The sequence below is a fragment of the Pseudomonas sp. DW-iso3 genome (genome assembly GCF_058725305.1).
This window is the reverse complement of record NZ_JBZXDZ010000009.1, coordinates 152,468-170,185: the sequence shown is the minus strand read 5'-3', so window position 1 is coordinate 170,185 and position 17,718 is coordinate 152,468. Positions and strand designations below refer to the sequence as shown.

Here is a 17,718-nt window from a genome sequence, read left to right as displayed (position 1 = left end):
CAAACGTAAACCTTGAGTAAAGACCATTGAAACAACTCGTAACATCCCCATAACTAGGTCGGCGCCTGAATAAAGGCGAGACCACGATTTTTACCGGCAATCTAACGAGGTCGCCATGAACAGCGAAGAGCAAACCCTGATCGATGGACTGTTTTCACGGTTGCAACAAGCCGAAACGGACTCAGCCCCCCGCGACGCCCAGGCCGAAGCGCGGATCAAGGAACACATGACGCGCCAACCGGCGGCCGGGTACTACATGACCCAGTCGATCCTGGTGCAGGAACATGCGCTCAAGAGCCTCGACGCGCAGAATAAGCAGCAAGCGCAACAGATCCAGCAATTGCAGGACGAGCTGCAACGGGCCAAGTCCGCGCAGCCAGCCCCGGCGAGCAGCGGCGGATTCCTGTCGAGCATCTTTGGTGGTGGCGGTTCCCGTGAGCCGCAACCGGCCCAAAGCGCGCCGGCGTCTTCCGGTGGCGGCTGGCGCGAACCGGCGCGGCCAGGGTTCAGCCAGCCTGCGCCGCAGCAGAACTATCAACAACCTGCTCCAGCCGCTCCGGTGGGCAGCGGTTTTCTTGGCGGCGCGATGAAGACCGCCGCCGGCGTGGCCGGTGGTGTGTTGCTGGCCGAAGGCATCAGCAGCCTGTTCCATCACAACCAGCAACCGCAGGTGGTGGAGGAAATCATCGAGCAACCGGCACCGGCCAGTGATCAAGGCGGCTGGGGCAATGACGACCAGAAGTACGCCGGCAATGACAGCTGGGGTGGCAACAATTCGGACAGCTTTGCCGACAGCGATTATTCCGACGACTCTTCCTCCTTTGGCGACGATGATTCCTTCGTCTGACTCACCTTGGCCCGGGGCGAGCGTCGCCCCGGTCTGATTTTTCCCGGAAACCTTCTCGCGGCTGGCATACTGGCACCCTTTCCGGGCCCTGGCGCCTGGCTGTCATGAGGAAGTACGGTGAAAAAAATTGCAGTGTTCGCCGATGTGCAAAACCTCTATTACACCGTCCGCCAGGCCTATGGTTGTCACTTCAACTACGCCGCGCTGTGGGCTGACATCAGCTCGCGCGGGCAGATCGTCGAGGCATACGCTTATGCCATCGACCGTGGTGACAGCAAACAGCAACAGTTCCAGCAGATCCTGCGCAACCTGGGTTTCACGGTGAAACTCAAACCCTACATCCAGCGCAGCGACGGCTCGGCCAAGGGCGACTGGGACGTGGGCATCACCCTCGACATCATGGACGCCGCCGACCACGTCGACGAAATCGTCCTGGCCTCCGGTGACGGTGATTTCGACATGCTGCTTGACCGGGTTATCCACAAGCATGGCGTCGAAGCCGTGGCCTACGGCGTGCCGGGGCTGACGGCCAACTCATTGATCCGCGCCGCCAGCCGTTATGTGCCGATCGAAGGCGCGTTGCTGCTTAAATAGATTCTTTCACGGAGTTGGAACAGGTTTGGAACGTATAGCGGTCATCGACTTTGAAACCACCGGCATCACCCCGAGCAGCCACTGCCGGGCCACGGAAATCGCGGTGGTCATCCTTGAGCGTGGCCAGATCGTGGACCGCTATCAGAGCCTGATGAAAACCGGCGTGCATGTGCCCGCTTTCATCGAACAACTCACCGGCATCAGCAACGCCATGCTGCGCAGCGCGCCGCCGGCCGAGCGGGTAATGAACGAGGTCAACGAGTTCGTCGGCACCACGCCGCTGATGGCGCACAACGCCGCGTTCGACCAGAAGTTCTGGGACTACGAGCTGAGCCTGATCCGCCGCACCCGCCTGCAGAAATTCGCCTGCTCCCTGCTGCTTGCCCGCCGCCTCATGCCGGCTGCGCCCAACCACAAGCTCGGCACCCTCAACGCCTACGCCCAACTGCCCCACACCGGCCAGGCTCACCGAGCGCTGGCGGATGCGGAAATGGCGGCCAACCTCACGGCCCACCTGGCCCAGGAACTGCGGCGTACCCACGGCTTGCGTGAACTGTCCCACGACCTGCTGTGCACCTTGCAGAAAGTGCCAGCGGCGAAGATCAATGAGCATCTGAAGAAACATCGCGGGTTCTAAACCCGCCGCAATCCCAAAACAACCGAAGATCCAATGGTGGGAGCGGGCTTGCTCGCGAAAGCGGAGTGTCAGTCAGCACCTGTATTGACTGATCCACCGCTTTCACGAGCAAGCCCGCTCCCTCATTAGCTAGGCGGCGGTCATCGAGGGGCAGTCTTTGCGCAGATCAGCGAAAAGGTCATTCAGCTATTCGTCGACATCATCGGCTTCATCGACCGCAGCCAAGTGACAGAGCAAACGGATTTCATCCATGACTTCAAGATCATTGATGACGATTTGACCTGCTTCGTCATGCAGATCAAGTGGCAGTTCAAGCTGCAAGCCACTCAGGCAGATTGGGATGACATCACCACGATCAGGCAGATTATCGATTGGATTGTTGAACGCTCAAATGTGCATTGATGCAACTTACGTCATCGCAGGCAAGCCTGCTCCCACAGTTGGAATGCATTTCAAAGGTGGGAGCCGGGCTTGCCCGCGATGGCGGTGGGTCAGCCACCACTCTTCCCGATCCCCTCCAACTGCCCCAACGGCACCCGCCGCTCTATCGCGCTCGACAAAATGATCGAGGTCTTGCTAAAGCCGAATTTCGCTACGCGATTGATCAAGTTCTCCAACTCCGGCATAGACCCCACTGCCGCCTGCATGATCACGCACGGATCACCTGTCACCCGATGGCATTCGGTCAACTCGGGGATCTGCGCCAGGGCGTCGTAGGTCTTTTGGCTGCCATGGTTAGTCAGCCGCAGTTCCATCACGCATTGAATCGGCAAACCGACTTTGGACAGGTCCACCTTGGCCTGATACCCGGTGATCACGCCACTGGCCTCCAGCTTCGCCACGCGTTCGGCCACGGCAGGGGCAGAGAGGTTCACCGTGCGGGCCAATTGCGCGTAGGAAGCGCGGCCGTCTTCGAGCAGGGCGCTGAGGAGCAGGCGGTCGTATTTGTCCATGATAAGGCTCCGGTTGCGCGTGACTTTCGAAAGCACGGTTTATAGCCTTCACAACCATGCTTTGAAAAGTGTATTGGCGTTTTAAACAGGTTTTGTAACTTATGTTTAGCGACCTGCCTTTTTAGAATAAGCCTCCCATCTCCTGCCATAGAGCCGCCCAATGCCTGGCCCACGTCGCTTTCCCTTACCGTTGATCGCCGCCTTTTTTGCGTTGTATGTGATTTGGGGGTCTACCTACCTGGTGATTCGCATCGGTGTGGAGTACTGGCCGCCGTTGTTGCTGGCGGGGATTCGGTTCTGCACGGCGGGGGCATTGATGTACGGCTTCCTGCGCTGGCGAGGGGTGCCGGCACCGACTTGGCCGCAGTGGAAGGCGGCCGGGATGATCGGTCTTTTGTTGCTCACCGTGGGCAATGGTGGGGTCAGTGTGGCGGAACACATGGGGGTGTCGTCCGGCGTGGCGGCGTTGGCCGTGGCGACCGTGCCGTTGTTCACCTTGCTATGTGGGTATTTCTGGGGCGCGCGTAACACCCGTCTGGAATGGGCTGGGGTGATCCTGGGGATCATCGGCATTGCCATGCTCAACATGGGCAGTACGTTGCAATCGAGTCCGATGGGGGCTGTGTTGCTGTTGGTGGCGGCGGCATCCTGGGCGTTTGGTTCGGTGTGGAGCCGACAGTTGCCGTTGCCCCAAGGCGCCATGGCCAGTGCTGCGGAAATGCTGGTCGCCGGTGTGGCGTTGCTGATGGTCAGCGCGCTGTCCGGTGAACGCCTGCAGGCTGTGCCACCGCTGGAAGGTTGGCTGGCCCTGGCGTATCTGACCGTGTTCGGCTCGATCATCGCCTTCAATGCCTACATGTACCTGCTCAAGCATGTCCGCCCGGCGGCCGCGACCAGCTATGCCTATGTGAACCCGGCGGTGGCGGTGTTGCTGGGGATTGTGTTCGTGGGCGAGACCATTGGTCTGGAAGAAGCCCTGGCCATGTTGGTGATTATCAGCGCGGTGCTGTTGATCAGCCTGCCCCAGTGGCGCAAGCCGAAGCCGGAAATAAGGTAAACTGCCGCGCATTACGCCCTTGCGCTGAATTTTTCCTACGGTATCTACATGACTTTCGCCACCCTTGGCCTGATCGAACCCTTGCTGCGCGCCCTTGAGACGCTTGGCTACCAGACCCCGACGCCGGTGCAGGCGCAAGCCATTCCGGCGGTGCTGGCCGGTCGCGACCTGATGGCCGCGGCCCAGACCGGCACCGGCAAGACCGCCGGTTTCGCCGTGCCGTTGTTGCAACTGTTGACGATGGAAGGGCCGAAAGTCGCCGCCAACTCGGCCCGTGCGCTGATCCTGTGCCCGACCCGCGAGCTCGCCGAACAGGTGCACGCCAGCGTCGCCGAATACGCGCAAAACCTGCCGCTGACCACTTACGCGGTGTACGGCGGCGTGAGCATCAACCCGCAGATGATGAAGTTGCGCAAAGGTGTCGACATCCTGGTCGCCACCCCTGGCCGCCTGATTGACCTGTTCCGCCAAAACGCGCTGAAACTCAACCAGCTGCAAACCCTGGTGCTGGACGAAGCCGACCGCATGCTCGACCTGGGCTTCTCCGAAGAGCTGGCGAACATCTACCGCATGCTGCCGAAAAAGCGCCAGACGCTTCTGTTCTCCGCGACCTTCTCCGATGACATCCGCCTGCTGGCCGGGCAGATGCTCAACGATCCGCTGAGCATCGAAGTCAGCCCGCGCAACGTCGCTGCCAACACGGTCAAGCAGTGGGTCGTGCCGGTGGACAAGAAGCGCAAGCCGGAGCTGTTTGTGCACCTGATGCGCAAAGGTCGCTGGAAGCAGGTGCTGGTGTTCGCCAAGACCCGTAACGGTGTGGATGCGCTGGTGGATAAGTTGCAGGGCCTGGGCATCAATGCCGACGGCATCCATGGCGACAAGCCTCAGGCTACCCGCCAACGCGCACTGGACCGCTTCAAGTCCAGTGAAGTGCAGATCCTGGTAGCCACCGATGTGGCGGCCCGTGGCCTGGATATCGAAGACCTGCCGCTGGTGGTCAACTTCGACCTGCCGATCGTGGCCGAGGACTACATCCACCGTATCGGCCGTACCGGCCGTGCGGGCAACACCGGTGAGGCGATTTCCCTGGTGTGTGCCGATGAAGTGAACATGCTGTCGGCCATCGAGATGCTGACCCGTCAGACCCTGACCCGTCACATGGAACAGGATTTCGAACCGGAGCACCGCGTGCCGGACACCGATGCCAGCGGGCAGGTGGTGAAGAAGCCGAAAAAACCGAAGAAACCTAAAAGCTCTGGTGGCGGCGGTAAGCGCAACCTGGGCAAGTGGGTGGACAGCGGGGAAGTGGCGCCGGCAGAGCCGTCGATCAAACCGGTGCGCAAGGTGCCTGTTTTTAACACTGGGCCGCGCAAGAAGAAGTGATTTTTCGGCGTTGCTGATGGCCCCATCGCGAGCAAGCCCGCTCCCACATTTTGAATGTATTCACAGATCAAAAATGTGGGAGCGGGCTTGCTTGCGAAAGCGACTTTGAATTCACCACCAGTCTCAGCGCTTAAGCCACTCCAACATGCCGCGCCCAGCCGCCCGTCCGCTGGCAAAGCATCCTGTGAGTAGATAGCCCCCCGTCGGCGCTTCCCAGTCGAGCATCTCCCCTGCACAAAACACCCCCGGCAACGGCTTGAGCATCAACCGCTCATCCAACGCCTCAAACGGCATGCCGCCGGCTGTGCTGATCGCCTCATCCATTGGCCGGGTCTTCACCAGGGTCAACGGCAGCGCCTTGATATCCACCGCCAATTGCGCCGGATCGTTGAAGTGGTCAGCCGGTGCCAACTCGCGCAGCAGTGCCGCTTTCACCCCGTCCAGCCCCAACTGACTGTGCAAATGCTTGCTCATCGAGCGTGAGCCACGTGGTTTGGCCAGCGCGGCCTGAACCTTGTCCAGCGGCTTGCTCGGCAACAGGTCGATATGCACGGTGGCCGAGCCGTCGCGGTTGATCACTTCCCGGATCGGTGCCGACAACGCGTAGATCAAGCTGCCTTCGATACCCATCGCCGTGACCACACATTCGCCCAGGCGAGGCTTGTCATCTCCCAGCCCGATGGCGACGTTTTTCAACGGCGCGCCAGCGAATTTACTGACCATCAGTTCGCTCCAGGCCGACACCTCGAAACCGCAATTGCTGGGTTGCAGCGGGGCGTAGGGTACGCCTTTGTCCTCCAGCAACTTGAGCCAGGCACCGTCAGAGCCCAGCCGCGACCAGCTGCCGCCGCCAAGGGCCAGCAGCACGGCGTCGCTGTGGACAGTTTTTTCGCCGTCAGGGCTGTGGATAAGTAAGTCGCCCTCGGCATTCCAGCCCACCCAGCGATGGCGGGTGTGGATAACCACGCCCTGGTCGCGCAGGCGCTTGAGCCAGGCACGCAGCAGCGGTGCAGCTTTCATGTCGGTAGGAAACACCCGGCCCGAGGTGCCGACAAAGGTCTCGATCCCCAAGCCGTGGATCCATTCGCACAACGCCTCGGCCCCAAATGCGCGCAGCAAGGGCGCCATGTGTGGCGCACGTTCGGCGTAGCGCGACAGAAACGCCGGGTACGCCTCGGAATGCGTGATGTTCATGCCGCCCACGCCGGCCAGCAGGAACTTGCGCCCCACGGACGGCATGCCGTCGTACAGGTCCACCCGCACGCCCGCCTGGCTCAGGACTTCGGCGGCCATCAGCCCGGCAGGGCCGCCGCCGATAATGGCAACATGAGGAGGAGGGGTCTGAGGCATGGGTCGGGCTACGGTCGCTGAATAGGCCGAGCATTCTACCCGAGGACGGCACAACTGCCTGATCAAAAAATGTACAACTTCCTACAGGCCAGACTGCTTCTGGCTTTCAGGTGCTTACGCTCAAGTTATCCACAGGTGGTTCCACAGGCATTGTGGGTAACGCCCACGGTTCAATGACAACCTGATGACGTCCACACCCGTTGCGCACTGTGGTGCAGGATGCCGTGGCGGCGGGCGAGGGCCGGGCGGTCCTTGCTGTAGCCGCCACCGATCACGCCCATGACCGGAATGTCGCGGCCCAGGCAGTGGCGCATCACGCTTTCATCGCGGGCGGCGACGCCTTCGTCTGTCAGCTTGAGGTAACCGAGGGCGTCGTCCTTGTGTACATCAACGCCGGCGTCGTACAGCACCAGATCGGGTTGGTAGAGCGGCAGCAGGTAGTTGAGGGCGTCATCCACCACCTTGAGGTAGTCGGCGTCGCCCATGCCCATGGGCAGTGGAATGTCCCAGTCACTCTGGGCTTTGCGCGCCGGGAAGTTCTTTTCACAGTGCAGCGACACGGTGATGGCGTCCGGCGTGTCGTGGAGGATGCGCGCGGTGCCGTCGCCCTGGTGCACGTCGCAATCGAAGATCAGCACACGATTGACCCGGCCGCTGGCCAGCAGGTAATGGCTGATCACCGCCAGGTCATTGAAGATGCAGAAACCTGCCGGGTAATCGTAGTGGGCGTGGTGGGTGCCGCCGGCCAGGTGGCAGGCCAGGCCGTGGTCAAGGGCTTGCTCCGCCGCGAGAATCGAGCCGCCGACTGCACGTACGGTACGGCGGGCGAGGGCTTCGTTCCAAGGCAAGCCGAGGCGGCGCTGGTCTTCGCGTGACAGCTCGCCGCCCATGTAGCGTTCGATATACCCAGCGTCATGGGCCAGGGCCAGAATCTCCGGTGGGCACAACTGCGGGCGCAGCAGTTGGCTGTCCTCGGTCAGGCCGCTGTCCACCAGGTGGTCGCGCAGCAGGCGGAACTTGTCCATGGGGAACCGGTGGTCCGCCGGGAACTCGGGACTGTAGTCATCGTGGTAGATCAATGGCAAAGGCATGGGATTTTCTGACGGGAACCTGCGACGGATCTTAACAGCGCTGTACACTCACGCACATGGCAAGGGAGGGGACCCATGGAGCCGATACTGGAATTGGAAAGTGCACGCCTGGTGCTGCGCCAATGGCGCGACGCTGACTTGCCGGAGTTTGCGCGCATGTGCGCCGACCCGCAGGTGATGCGTTATTTCCCGGCCACACTGAGCCACCTGGAAAGCGCCGCGTTGATCGGCCGCATTCGTGGGCACTTCGCCGAATACGGCTTTGGCCTGTGGGCGTTGCAGCGCAAGGACACCGGTGAGTTCATCGGTCTCACCGGGTTGCTGAATGTCAGCTTTGAGGCGGACTTTGCCCCGGCGGTGGAGATCGGCTGGCGCCTGGCTCGCGAACACTGGGGCCTGGGGTACGCCAGCGAGGCTGCGTGGACCGCGTTGCGCTGTGGATTTGATCGCTTGAGCCTGGACGAGATTGTCGCCTTCACCACGCAAGCCAATCTGCCATCACAAAAAGTCATGCAGGCCATCGGTATGCATTACGATCCGCAGGCAGATTTTGAACACCCCAAGGTCGCAGCCGATGACCCGCTGCGCCATCATGTTTTGTATCGCATCACCCGCGCCCAATGGTTGGACACGCTGCATGGATAGGCAGCCCGGAATGCCCCATAGATTTTAGGAGTTGCTCTATGAGCCAAGTATTGGAAGATCTGGTGGACTTGCTGACCCTGGAACCGATCGAGGAAAACCTCTTTCGCGGCCGCAGCCAGGACCTGGGTTTTCGCCAACTGTTCGGCGGCCAGGTGCTCGGCCAGTCGCTGTCGGCCGCCAGCCAGACCGTAGAAGAAGCGCGGCACGTGCATTCCCTGCATGGTTATTTCCTGCGTCCCGGCGATGCAGCGTTGCCGGTGGTGTATTCGGTGGACCGTGTGCGTGATGGCGGCAGTTTCAGCACGCGCCGCGTGACCGCGATCCAGAAGGGCCACCCGATCTTCACCTGCACCACCTCGTTCCAGTACGACGAACAAGGCTTCGATCACCAGACCACCATGCCGGTGGTGGTGGGGCCGGAAAACCTGCCGTCGGAGCTGGAACTGACCCAGCAACGTGCGCACCTGATCCCCGAGCACATGCGCGACAAGCTGCTGTGCCCCAAGCCTATTGAAGTGCGCCCGGTCACCGAAAAAGACCCGTTCAACCCGCAGCCGTCCGACCCGGTCAAATACGTGTGGTTCCGCGCCGACGGCGCCCTGGCTGATGCGCCGGCGCTGCACAAATACCTGCTGGCCTATGCCTCGGACTTTGGCCTGCTGACCACCTCCTTGCTGCCCCATGGCAAGACGGTGTGGCAGAAAGATATGCAGGTCGCCAGCCTCGACCACGCGCTGTGGTTCCACGCCGACCTGCGCGCCGACGACTGGTTGCTGTACGCCATGGACAGCCCATGGGCCGGCAATTCCCGTGGGTTCTCCCGTGGCAGCGTGTACAACCGCGCAGGGCAACTGGTGGCCTCGGTGACCCAGGAAGGCCTGATCCGCCATCGCAAGGATTGGGCATGAGCCTGTCGGACGTAAAGCACTGGGTGTTCGATATGGACGGCACCCTCACGGTGGCCGTGCATGACTTTGCGGCCATTCGCGTGGCCCTGGAGATCCCACCCGAGGACGACATCCTCACACACTTGGCGGCATTGCCCGCGGATGTCGCGGCGGCCAAGCATGCCTGGTTGCTGGCGCATGAGCGTGAGTTGGCATTGGGTTCAGTCGCGGCCGAAGGCGCGGTTGAGTTGGTGCGCGAGCTGGCTGGACGCGGTTACCGTTTGGGCATCCTGACCCGTAATGCGCGGGAGTTGGCGCATGTCACGCTGGAGGCGATTGGCCTGGCGGACTGCTTTGCCATTGAGGACGTGCTGGGGCGTGACGATGCGCAACCGAAGCCCGATCCGGATGGCTTGCTGAAACTGGCAGCTGCTTGGGAGGTGGCGCCGAGCAAAATGGTGATGGTCGGTGATTACCGCTTCGACCTGGATTGTGGCCGGGCGGCGGGAACGCGGACGGTGTTGGTTAACCTGCCGGAAAACCCCTGGCCGGAGTTGGCGGATTGGCATGCCGAGGATTGCGCGGTGCTGCGCCGGATGATCTAGCCCAGACAATAGCGCTCCCACATGTTGATTGGGTTTCTTCAGGGGGGGTTATTGGAAAAGTACTTTCTGGCCCTCTGGTGACGTAAACATCCCATCGCCGTTATGCCCCACCCCCGGCACTTCCACCAACGTGTGGCTCAACTGCGGATGCCGTTGCTTGAGGTAGTCAAAATAGTTGTGCCCACGAATCAGGCGATACGCGCCCTGGGTTTCAGCGGCGCAGCTTTTGTCCAGTGCCGGGTGGTTCGGGTCGGTGTCTTGCTGGCCCAGCAGGTAGGTGATGTTGCGTGACACATAGGCTTGCTCAAGCTGCTCGGCGCTCTGGCCCTTGGCGTAGGCCGGCAGGTGTTGCAGGCCATATTTCCAGTCGTTGAAGCCTGGGCAACTGGCCGTGTCGAACTGCACCGGGCGCTGTGCGGTGAAGTAGGCGTAGGACGACGGGTTGGCCACCACATAACGCAGGCGGATGCCTTCGGTTCGCAAGGTTGGGTGATCGTGGCCGGTGAGGGCGAAACGCTGCACCACCTGGCCGCCGCCGGAGTGACCGGCCACCACGATTTCCTTGAGCGCCGGGAATAGCGTGCGGTTGCCCAGGTGCTTGATGATCTGATCGAGGGCACCGTAGGCGCTGATTTGCCCTGGCGCGGTGGAGGGGGCGCCGGCCATCCAGTCATTGCCCTTCCAACGCAGCACCTGGTTGTCCAGGTGGTTGCGCTTTACGTCGGACGCATTGAGAAACTGCGGCGCAATCACCAGTGTGTTGGCGGCTTGGCCCGCATGCGCAGCGGCGTCTTCAGCGCTTTGAAGGTAAGTCTGCGCATTGCGCAGGCGGCCATGCACGATGACCAAGGCGCGGGTGACCTGGGGCAGCGGTTTGCGCCAGTCCTGGCTTAATCCGAGACTGAGGTCGCCGGCCTCCAGGTGAAAACGATCGGGACTGACTTCTTTTACGCCATGTTCGGCGGCCAAGGCGGAACAGGTGACTAACAAACCCAGCAGCAATCCCAATCGTTTATTCATCTAGAGACTCTTGGCGGTAAACGTGTCGCATTGAGTGATCTGGCCCTGGGCGAAGCCGGTCTTGAACCAGCGAACCCGCTGTGCCGAGGTGCCATGGGTAAACGAGTCCGGCACGACGCGCCCTTGACCCTGTTGCTGCAAACGGTCATCGCCGATGGCGTTGGCTGCATTCAGTGCTTCTTCAATATCGCCAGGCTCCAGCCAGTTCAGACGCTTTTGCGCACGGTTGGCCCACACGCCGGCGAAGCAATCGGCTTGCAGTTCCTGGCGGACCAGCAACCCGCCGTCGCCCTGCATCTGCCGGCCCTGCTGGCGCGCCGCCTGGATCTTCGACGAGATACCCAGCAGCGTCTGCACGTGGTGCCCGACTTCGTGGGCGATCACGTAGGCTTGGGCAAAGTCGCCGGCGGCCTGGAAGCGCTGCGACATTTCCCGGAAGAAATCCAGGTCCAGGTACACCTGCTGGTCAGCCGGGCAATAAAACGGACCGCTGGCCGAGGTGGCGCCACCGCAGGCGGAATTCACCCGGCCGCGGAACAGAATCAGTTTCGGGTTCTTATAGGCCAACCCGTTTTCCTTGAACACCTGGCCCCAGGTGTCTTCGGTATCGCCCAGTACCGCACGGACAAAATCCGCTTGCTCATCGTTGGCCGGCGGCGCCTGGCGTGACTGCGTGCTTACCGACGGCGCCTGTTCCATCTGGCCAGTCAGTTGGCCGAGGATCTGCAACGGGTCCTGGCCGGTCATCCAGCCGATGCCGACGATCAGCACAATGGCCGTGAGGCTCAGGCCTTTGCCGCCACCAAAGCGCATGCCACCACCACCGCCGCCACTGTCATCGCGGGCATCCACCACGTTGTCACTGCGTCGGCCTTTTTTCCATAGCATTGGGGCAATCCTCTCGATGAACCCTGTGTAGGCGCGAGCAAGCTCGCGCCTACAGTAATAGTGATAGTGACTGAGTATGGACCTTAATTTCGGCAGTAACCTTCGCCGGTATCCACCACCAGGCAATCCTTTTTATCCGCCAGCCATTTCATCCCGGTGGCAGCACCGTCGCCGGCGCGCAGCAGTTGCGGGCCATCCGGACGGGTGAAGGCGATGCCGCCTTCGGCCGCTTCCCCCTTGAACGTGCCCGAGTCATCGGCGTCGAGGCCGTATTGCATGGTCAGGATGTAATGACCGCGACCGATACTCTCGTCCTTGGCGATGGTCAGGTGGAGGCCTTCGACGCCGATCCATTTGCCGACCCATTTATCGGTGGGTGGGGTTTGCGGTACCAGGGTGGCTTGCACGGAAGCGGGCGCAGGTTTGGGCGCTTCCTGGGTTTCCTGCTTGCAGGCGGTGAGCAGGGCAAGGGCGGAAAGAGCAAAGAGGATTTTCTTCATAGCAGCAAGGCCTTGGTTAAAAAATGTGCAACTGGAAGGACGATGTGCAGCGTTGGACTCGAAACCCGTGATTTAGTGCGCTGTTCGCACGGTGTTTGGTTATGCTCTTGGGGCAGGCTCCAGCCCGGCTGCTAGATTACTGGGTTGAGCCCGATCGCGCGCCACACAAGAGAATCCGATGACCGTCAGTACCCCTTTATCCGGCGTCAACCATCCCTTCAAGGGCATTTTGCTGATCGTCCTGGCGACGTTTCTGTTTTCCAGCCACGACGCCCTGTCCAAATACCTGGCCGGGTTCTACCCGATCGTGATGGTGGTGTGGGCGCGTTACCTGGTGCACACCTTGTTGATGGCCGGGATTTTCCTGCCGCAATCGGGCTTGCGCGTGCTGCGCAGCAAGCGTCCGGGGATGCAGGTAGTACGGGCGCTCTGCCTGTTGGGCACCAGCCTGTTTTTCACGACGGCGCTGCACTACATCCCACTGGCGGAAGCCACGGCGGTGAACTTTCTCGCGCCGATCCTGGTGACGGCGCTCTCGGTGCCGTTGCTTGGTGAACACGTGACCCGAGGGCAATGGCTGGCGGTGATCTGTGGGTTTGTCGGCGTGCTGATCATCATCCACCCCGGCGGTGAATTGTTCACCCCCGCGGTGTTGCTGCCGCTGTGTTCGGCGCTGTTCTTCTGCTTCTACCAACTGCTCACGCGCATCCTCAGCCAGTACGACACACCCACCACCAGCAACTTCTTTGCCGGCCTGTGCAATACCCTGGTGATGAGTGCAATGGTGCCGTTTTTCTGGCAGGTTCCGACGCTGTGGCATGGCGCGTTGATGCTGGCGCTGGGCACTTGCGGCATGACCGCGCACTTGATGCTGACCCAGGCGTTCCGCTTTGCGGCGCCGGCCTTGCTGGCGCCGTTCGGCTATTGCCAGATCGTGTTCGCGGGGTTGTTGGGCTGGCTGGTGTTCAACCATACCCCCGATGTGACCACAGTGGTCGGCATCGGGGTGATCTGCATGAGCGGGCTGGCCGCTGCCTGGCAGCAGCGGCGCCGATAGCTCAGACGTCGACGGTAGGAATCTTGCGCGGCGCCATGAAGTACATCCAGGTCAGCGCAATGAAGTACATCGCCGGGATCAACGTGAACAACACCGTGTAGTTGTTGTTGGTCACGGTGAGGATATGGCCGACGATCTGGGTCATGAACATGCCGCCGATGGCCGCGCACATGCCGCCGAAACCGAACACCGTGCTCATCATGTGCTTGGGCGTGTAGTCCATCACCAGGCTCCAGATGTTCGCGGTCCAGGCCTGATGCGCGCCGATCGCCAGGGAGATGGCAAACACCGCGACCCACAGTTGGCTGGAACCGGCCGCCATGATCACGCCGACGATGCAGCACGCAAACAGCAGCATCGACAGCAGCCGCGCCTTGATCGAGTTCATGCCGCGACCGATCAGGAACGATGACAGAATCCCTCCGCCCACGCTGCCGAAATCCGCAGTCAGGTAGATGATGATCAGCGGGATACCCATCTGGGTCACGTTGATGCCCAGGTTGTATTGCTGATTCAGGAACGGCGGCAGCCAGTACAGGTAGAACCAGAACACGGGGGCGGTCATCGAGTAGGCGAGGGCGAAGGCCCAGGTGCCGCGCATGCGCAGGATGCGGGTGAACGGCACGCGCGGTTGTTCCGGTTCGGCTTCCTGCAGCACGTAGTCCAATTCGGATTGTTTGATGCTGGGATGGTCTTCCGGGTTGAAGTACTTCAGGCCCCAGAACACCAACCAGATCCCGCCGAGTGCCGACATGCACAGGAACGCAGCCTGCCAGCCCCATACATGCAGGATCAACGGCAGCAGCATTGGCGTCATCATCGCGCCGACGTTGGTGCCGGCGTTGAAGATACCGGTAGCCACCGCACGCTCACCAGCCGGGAACCACAAGCGCGTGGTCTTGACGCACGCCGGGTAGTTGGCGGCCTCGGTCAACCCGAGGATAAAGCGGCACACCATGAAGCCAACGGCTGAGGTGGCCAGGCCGTGGGCGCCGGTGGCCAGGCTCCACAACAGCACGGCGCAGAAGAACACACGTTTGACGCCCACCCGATCGATCAGGCGGCCCTGCAGCACAAAACCGATGGCGTAGCCGACCTGGAACCAGAAGTTGATGTTGGCGTAATCCATCGCCGTCCAGCTCATCTCTTTGGCGAGGATCGGCTGCATGACGCCCAGCGCGGCGCGGTCGATGTAGTTGAGGGTGGTGGCGAAAAACACCAGGGCCAACATGCCCCAGCGCGTTTTACCCACAGCCAGGGCGCCGCGGATCTTGTCGCCGATGCCGGCGTGCGGGGTGCCGTGGCGCGCGGCCAGGGCGGAGTTTTGCAGAGGCATGAGGTCGTACCCGTTTTTTTGAAATTTTTATGGTGTGTTCTGGGTCTTGTTACTGAATCGATGGTGCGCAGCGGCTAAAAAATCGTCAATTCGCCAAAGGGGCATAGTGTTCGATAATCGCACCAAAAACTAACCGGTTCGTACATTTTAATTGCTGTGAACAGTTTAGCGGCCAATAATTTGCCGTAAATAAGACCAGCCTCAAACGCCGGGAGTCGCCCATGCAACGCTCTATTGCCACCGTTTCCTTGAGCGGAACCCTGCCGGAAAAACTCGAAGCCATCGCGGCCGCCGGGTTCGACGGTGTAGAAATCTTCGAAAACGATCTGTTGTATTACGACGGCAGCCCCCGCGAAGTTAGGCAGATGTGCGCCGATCTGGGCATCGCCATCACCTTGTTCCAGCCGTTCCGCGACTTTGAAGGCTGCCGCCGTGACCGCCTGGCACGCAACCTGGAACGCGCCGAACGCAAATTCGACTTGATGCAGGAACTGGGCACCGACCTGGTGCTGGTGTGCAGCAATGCCTCGGCCGACTGCGTGGGTGACGAGCGTATCTTGCTCGATGACCTGAGCCTGCTCGCCGAACACGCTGGCCGTCGTGGCCTGCGCATTGGCTATGAAGCGTTGGCCTGGGGCAAGCATGTGAATACCTGGCAACAGGTGTGGAACCTGGTGCGTCAGGTTGATCACCCCAACCTCGGCGTATTGCTCGACAGCTTCCACACCCTCTCCCTTAAAGGCGACCCAAGTGCTATCGCCGAGATTCCCGGCGACAAGATTTTCTTCGTGCAAATGGCCGACGCGCCAATCCTGGCCATGGACGTGCTGGAGTGGAGCCGACATTTCCGCTGCTTCCCCGGCCAAGGTGAGTTCGACCTGGCAGGGTTCCTCGCGCCGATCATCAAGAGCGGTTACACCGGGCCGCTGTCCCTGGAAATTTTCAACGACGGCTTCCGCGCTGCGCCGACCCGTGCGAATGCGGCGGATGGCTTGCGCTCCTTGCTGTACCTGGAAGAGAAAACCCGCGAGCGCCTGCAGCAGGAGGCTCCTGCGCAACCGCTCGATATCCTGTTCGACACCCCGGCGGCCAGTGAATACGACGGCATCGAGTTCCTCGAATTTGCCGTGGACGAAAGCCTCGGCGCCAAGCTCACCTACTGGCTGGAACGCCTGGGTTTCGTCAAGGCCGGGCAGCATCGCTCCAAGAGCGTGAGCCTGTTGCGCCAGGGCGATATCAACCTGATCCTCAACTGCGAGCCCTATTCGTTTGCCCACAACTTTTTTGAGGCCCACGGGCCGTCGTTGTGCGCCACCGCGATTCGGGTCAAGGACAGCGCCAAGGCCCTGGAGCGCGCGATGGCGTACAAAGGCCAGCCGTATCGCGGCCTGGTCGGGCCTAACGAGCTGGAGCTGGCGGCGGTGCGCGCGCCGGATGGCAGCCTGATTTACCTGGTGGATCCGAGCGAACGCGGGTTGTACGACACCGACTTCAACCTGCAGCCCGCCGCATCATCCAGCGGCGGCTTGCTGCGCATCGACCACATGGCCATGGCCTTGCCGGCCGACAGCCTCGACAGTTGGGTGCTGTTCTACAAGAGCCTGCTGGACTTTGAAGCCGACGACGAAGTGGTGCTGCCCGACCCGTATGGTTTGGTGAAAAGCCGTGCGCTGCGTAGCCGTTGCAGCTCGATCCGCCTGCCGCTGAACATCTCCGAAAACCGCAACACCGCGATTTCCCATGCGCTGTCGAGCTATCGTGGCTCGGGCGTGCACCACATTGCCTTCGACTGCGCGGATATTTTCGCCGAAGTGCGCCGCGCCAAAGAGGCGGGTGTGCCGCTGCTGGATATCCCGCTCAACTACTATGACGACCTGGCGGCGCGTTTCGATTTCGACGACGAGTTCCTCAGCGAGTTGGCGTACTACAACGTGTTGTACGACCGCGACGCTCAGGGGGGCGAGTTGTTTCATGTGTACACCGAACCCTTTGAAGGGCGGTTTTTCTTCGAGATCATCCAGCGCAAGAACGGCTATGCCGGCTATGGCGCGGCCAATGTGGCGGTGCGCCTGGCCGCGATGGCCAAATCCCGCAGCGGCGCGGTACGCCAGGCGCGTTTATAACGCTGGGTCAGGTGCTTTCTTTCAGGCAGCATCGCGGCCCATAATCACGGCCTGCATAACACTGGCCGTGAGCGCACCATGACCACCGAGGCACCCCGCAAGAGTCGTAAGAACAATCCGGAAAAGACCCGCGAAAACATACTCCAGGAAGCCATCGTCGAGTTTGTCCAGCAGGGCCTTTCCGGCGCTCGGGTGGACGCGATCGCCGAGCGCATCCACACCTCCAAGCGCATGATCTATTACTACTTCGGCAGCAAGGAGCAGCTGTACGTCGAGGTGCTGGAGAAGCTCTACGGCGACATTCGCACGACCGAAACCCGCATGAACCTCACCGCGCTGGAACCCCGTGAGGCGATCCGGCGGCTGGTGGAATTCACGTTTGATCACCACGACCAGAACGTGGATTTCGTGCGCATTGTCAGCATCGAAAATATCCACAATGCCGAGTACGTGAAGCGTTCGGATTCGATCAAGGCGATGAACAGCAACATCCTGGAAGCGCTGGGTGCGACGTTGCGCCGTGGGGCTGAGCTGGGGTTGTTTCGCGAGGGGCTGGAGCCGCTGGACGTGCACCTGCTGATCAACTCGTTCAGCTTTTACCGCGTGTCCAACCGCCATACGTTCAGTGAGATCTTTCAGATCGAGCTGTCGGACGAGGCGGTTAAACAGCGGCATCGGGACATGATTTGTGATTCGGTGATGCGTTACTTGCAGGCCTGAGTACGCAGGGCGCAGCGCAGTCCCT

19 protein-coding genes are annotated in these 17,718 nt (G+C 61.2%); 12 read left to right on the top strand and 7 right to left on the bottom strand.

Annotated elements, in window-relative coordinates:
• The first annotated feature begins 115 nt into the window (after nucleotides 1-115).
• The 4 genes from AC4PS7_RS24905 (at nucleotide 116) to AC4PS7_RS24890 (ending at nucleotide 2,480) form a co-directional block, all read left to right on the top strand.
• Nucleotides 116-847, top strand: a complete 732-nt coding sequence (locus tag AC4PS7_RS24905) for a DUF2076 domain-containing protein (protein WP_021492958.1) — start codon at nucleotides 116-118, stop codon at nucleotides 845-847.
• A gap of 117 nt (nucleotides 848-964) precedes the next feature.
• Nucleotides 965-1,441 carry a LabA-like NYN domain-containing protein gene (locus tag AC4PS7_RS24900; protein ID WP_010206743.1) on the top strand — a complete coding sequence of 159 codons (477 nt, stop codon included), beginning with the start codon at nucleotides 965-967 and terminating at the stop codon, nucleotides 1,439-1,441.
• A 25-nt stretch (nucleotides 1,442-1,466) separates the two neighbouring features.
• Nucleotides 1,467-2,078 carry a 3'-5' exonuclease gene (locus AC4PS7_RS24895; protein ID WP_042571613.1) on the top strand — a complete coding sequence of 204 codons (612 nt, stop codon included), beginning with the start codon at nucleotides 1,467-1,469 and terminating at the stop codon, nucleotides 2,076-2,078.
• A gap of 165 nt (nucleotides 2,079-2,243) precedes the next feature.
• Nucleotides 2,244-2,480 (top strand): acyl carrier protein, encoded by a 237-nt coding sequence (locus AC4PS7_RS24890; RefSeq protein WP_029529010.1) that lies wholly within the window; start codon nucleotides 2,244-2,246, stop codon nucleotides 2,478-2,480.
• A gap of 89 nt (nucleotides 2,481-2,569) precedes the next feature.
• Here AC4PS7_RS24890 and AC4PS7_RS24885 read toward each other — a convergent pair whose 3' ends face one another.
• The gene (locus tag AC4PS7_RS24885; protein ID WP_042570861.1) at nucleotides 2,570-3,031 is read right to left on the bottom strand and encodes an Lrp/AsnC family transcriptional regulator; all 462 of its coding nucleotides are present in this window, start codon (nucleotides 3,029-3,031) and stop codon (nucleotides 2,570-2,572) included.
• Nucleotides 3,032-3,191: 160 nt separating this feature from the next.
• Here AC4PS7_RS24885 and yedA point away from each other — a divergent pair, with 160 nt between their 5' ends.
• Nucleotides 3,192-4,088, top strand: a complete 897-nt coding sequence (yedA, locus tag AC4PS7_RS24880; protein WP_010206736.1) for a drug/metabolite exporter YedA — start codon at nucleotides 3,192-3,194, stop codon at nucleotides 4,086-4,088.
• A 48-nt stretch (nucleotides 4,089-4,136) separates the two neighbouring features.
• Entirely contained in the window at nucleotides 4,137-5,471 is a 1,335-nt protein-coding gene (gene rhlE1, locus AC4PS7_RS24875) for an RNA helicase RhlE1 (protein ID WP_010206735.1), read from the top strand.
• A gap of 123 nt (nucleotides 5,472-5,594) precedes the next feature.
• On the opposite strand, the gene AC4PS7_RS24870 is transcribed toward rhlE1, so the two are convergent.
• A complete protein-coding gene (locus tag AC4PS7_RS24870) occupies nucleotides 5,595-6,821 on the bottom strand; it encodes a TIGR03862 family flavoprotein (protein WP_492179813.1) in 1,227 nt (408 codons plus the stop codon).
• A gap of 170 nt (nucleotides 6,822-6,991) precedes the next feature.
• Entirely contained in the window at nucleotides 6,992-7,912 is a 921-nt protein-coding gene (locus AC4PS7_RS24865; RefSeq protein ID WP_010206733.1) for a histone deacetylase family protein, read from the bottom strand.
• Nucleotides 7,913-7,987: 75 nt separating this feature from the next.
• Here AC4PS7_RS24865 and AC4PS7_RS24860 point away from each other — a divergent pair, with 75 nt between their 5' ends.
• The 3 genes from AC4PS7_RS24860 to AC4PS7_RS24850 are packed head-to-tail and all read left to right on the top strand — an operon-like array spanning nucleotide 7,988 to nucleotide 10,049.
• On the top strand, nucleotides 7,988-8,557 hold the full coding sequence (locus AC4PS7_RS24860) for a GNAT family N-acetyltransferase (protein WP_010206731.1): 570 nt from the start codon (nucleotides 7,988-7,990) through the stop codon (nucleotides 8,555-8,557).
• A gap of 38 nt (nucleotides 8,558-8,595) precedes the next feature.
• The gene (gene tesB / locus AC4PS7_RS24855) at nucleotides 8,596-9,465 is read left to right on the top strand and encodes an acyl-CoA thioesterase II (RefSeq protein ID WP_010206730.1); all 870 of its coding nucleotides are present in this window, start codon (nucleotides 8,596-8,598) and stop codon (nucleotides 9,463-9,465) included.
• The gene (locus AC4PS7_RS24850) at nucleotides 9,462-10,049 is read left to right on the top strand and encodes an HAD family hydrolase (RefSeq protein ID WP_010206729.1); all 588 of its coding nucleotides are present in this window, start codon (nucleotides 9,462-9,464) and stop codon (nucleotides 10,047-10,049) included. The genes tesB and AC4PS7_RS24850 overlap by 4 nt, the downstream gene beginning before the upstream one ends.
• 48 nt (nucleotides 10,050-10,097) lie before the next feature.
• On the opposite strand, the gene AC4PS7_RS24845 is transcribed toward AC4PS7_RS24850, so the two are convergent.
• The 3 genes from AC4PS7_RS24845 to AC4PS7_RS24835 form a co-directional block, all read right to left on the bottom strand.
• Nucleotides 10,098-11,069 (bottom strand): hypothetical protein, encoded by a 972-nt coding sequence (locus AC4PS7_RS24845; protein ID WP_010206728.1) that lies wholly within the window; start codon nucleotides 11,067-11,069, stop codon nucleotides 10,098-10,100.
• Nucleotides 11,070-11,957, bottom strand: coding sequence for a KPN_02809 family neutral zinc metallopeptidase (ypfJ, locus tag AC4PS7_RS24840; protein ID WP_010206727.1), 888 nt, complete (start codon nucleotides 11,955-11,957; stop codon nucleotides 11,070-11,072).
• 83 nt (nucleotides 11,958-12,040) lie between these two features.
• Nucleotides 12,041-12,457: a lipoprotein gene (locus AC4PS7_RS24835; RefSeq protein ID WP_010206726.1), complete on the bottom strand. Its 417-nt coding sequence runs from the start codon at nucleotides 12,455-12,457 to the stop codon at nucleotides 12,041-12,043.
• 178 nt (nucleotides 12,458-12,635) lie between these two features.
• Between AC4PS7_RS24835 and AC4PS7_RS24830 the strand changes: the two genes are divergently transcribed.
• Nucleotides 12,636-13,514 (top strand): DMT family transporter, encoded by an 879-nt coding sequence (locus tag AC4PS7_RS24830; RefSeq protein WP_010206725.1) that lies wholly within the window; start codon nucleotides 12,636-12,638, stop codon nucleotides 13,512-13,514.
• Nucleotide 13,515: 1 nt separating this feature from the next.
• Here AC4PS7_RS24830 and AC4PS7_RS24825 read toward each other — a convergent pair whose 3' ends face one another.
• A complete protein-coding gene (locus AC4PS7_RS24825; RefSeq protein WP_252959661.1) occupies nucleotides 13,516-14,850 on the bottom strand; it encodes an MFS transporter in 1,335 nt (444 codons plus the stop codon).
• 221 nt (nucleotides 14,851-15,071) lie between these two features.
• Here AC4PS7_RS24825 and quiC point away from each other — a divergent pair, with 221 nt between their 5' ends.
• Entirely contained in the window at nucleotides 15,072-16,973 is a 1,902-nt protein-coding gene (quiC, locus tag AC4PS7_RS24820; RefSeq protein ID WP_106119757.1) for a 3-dehydroshikimate dehydratase QuiC, read from the top strand.
• 78 nt (nucleotides 16,974-17,051) lie between these two features.
• Nucleotides 17,052-17,693 (top strand): TetR/AcrR family transcriptional regulator, encoded by a 642-nt coding sequence (locus tag AC4PS7_RS24815; RefSeq protein WP_010206720.1) that lies wholly within the window; start codon nucleotides 17,052-17,054, stop codon nucleotides 17,691-17,693.
• Nucleotides 17,694-17,718: the final 25 nt, after the last annotated feature.

Excerpts from the sequence above, each read along its gene's own strand:
- AC4PS7_RS24830 (WP_010206725.1), top strand. The coding sequence starts at position 12,636 with ATGACCGTCAGTACCCCTTTATCCGGCGTCAACCATCCCTTCAAGGGC.
- AC4PS7_RS24845 (WP_010206728.1), bottom strand. The coding sequence starts at position 11,069 with ATGAATAAACGATTGGGATTGCTGCTGGGTTTGTTAGTCACCTGTTCC.
- AC4PS7_RS24815 (WP_010206720.1), top strand. The coding sequence starts at position 17,052 with ATGACCACCGAGGCACCCCGCAAGAGTCGTAAGAACAATCCGGAAAAG.
- tesB (WP_010206730.1), top strand. The coding sequence starts at position 8,596 with ATGAGCCAAGTATTGGAAGATCTGGTGGACTTGCTGACCCTGGAACCG.
- AC4PS7_RS24835 (WP_010206726.1), bottom strand. The coding sequence starts at position 12,457 with ATGAAGAAAATCCTCTTTGCTCTTTCCGCCCTTGCCCTGCTCACCGCC.
- AC4PS7_RS24885 (WP_042570861.1), bottom strand. The coding sequence starts at position 3,031 with ATGGACAAATACGACCGCCTGCTCCTCAGCGCCCTGCTCGAAGACGGC.
- AC4PS7_RS24850 (WP_010206729.1), top strand. The coding sequence starts at position 9,462 with ATGAGCCTGTCGGACGTAAAGCACTGGGTGTTCGATATGGACGGCACC.
- rhlE1 (WP_010206735.1), top strand. The coding sequence starts at position 4,137 with ATGACTTTCGCCACCCTTGGCCTGATCGAACCCTTGCTGCGCGCCCTT.
- AC4PS7_RS24865 (WP_010206733.1), bottom strand. The coding sequence starts at position 7,912 with ATGCCTTTGCCATTGATCTACCACGATGACTACAGTCCCGAGTTCCCG.
- AC4PS7_RS24825 (WP_252959661.1), bottom strand. The coding sequence starts at position 14,850 with ATGCCTCTGCAAAACTCCGCCCTGGCCGCGCGCCACGGCACCCCGCAC.
- AC4PS7_RS24870 (WP_492179813.1), bottom strand. The coding sequence starts at position 6,821 with ATGCCTCAGACCCCTCCTCCTCATGTTGCCATTATCGGCGGCGGCCCT.
- yedA (WP_010206736.1), top strand. The coding sequence starts at position 3,192 with ATGCCTGGCCCACGTCGCTTTCCCTTACCGTTGATCGCCGCCTTTTTT.
- ypfJ (WP_010206727.1), bottom strand. The coding sequence starts at position 11,957 with ATGCTATGGAAAAAAGGCCGACGCAGTGACAACGTGGTGGATGCCCGC.
- AC4PS7_RS24860 (WP_010206731.1), top strand. The coding sequence starts at position 7,988 with ATGGAGCCGATACTGGAATTGGAAAGTGCACGCCTGGTGCTGCGCCAA.
- quiC (WP_106119757.1), top strand. The coding sequence starts at position 15,072 with ATGCAACGCTCTATTGCCACCGTTTCCTTGAGCGGAACCCTGCCGGAA.
- AC4PS7_RS24905 (WP_021492958.1), top strand. The coding sequence starts at position 116 with ATGAACAGCGAAGAGCAAACCCTGATCGATGGACTGTTTTCACGGTTG.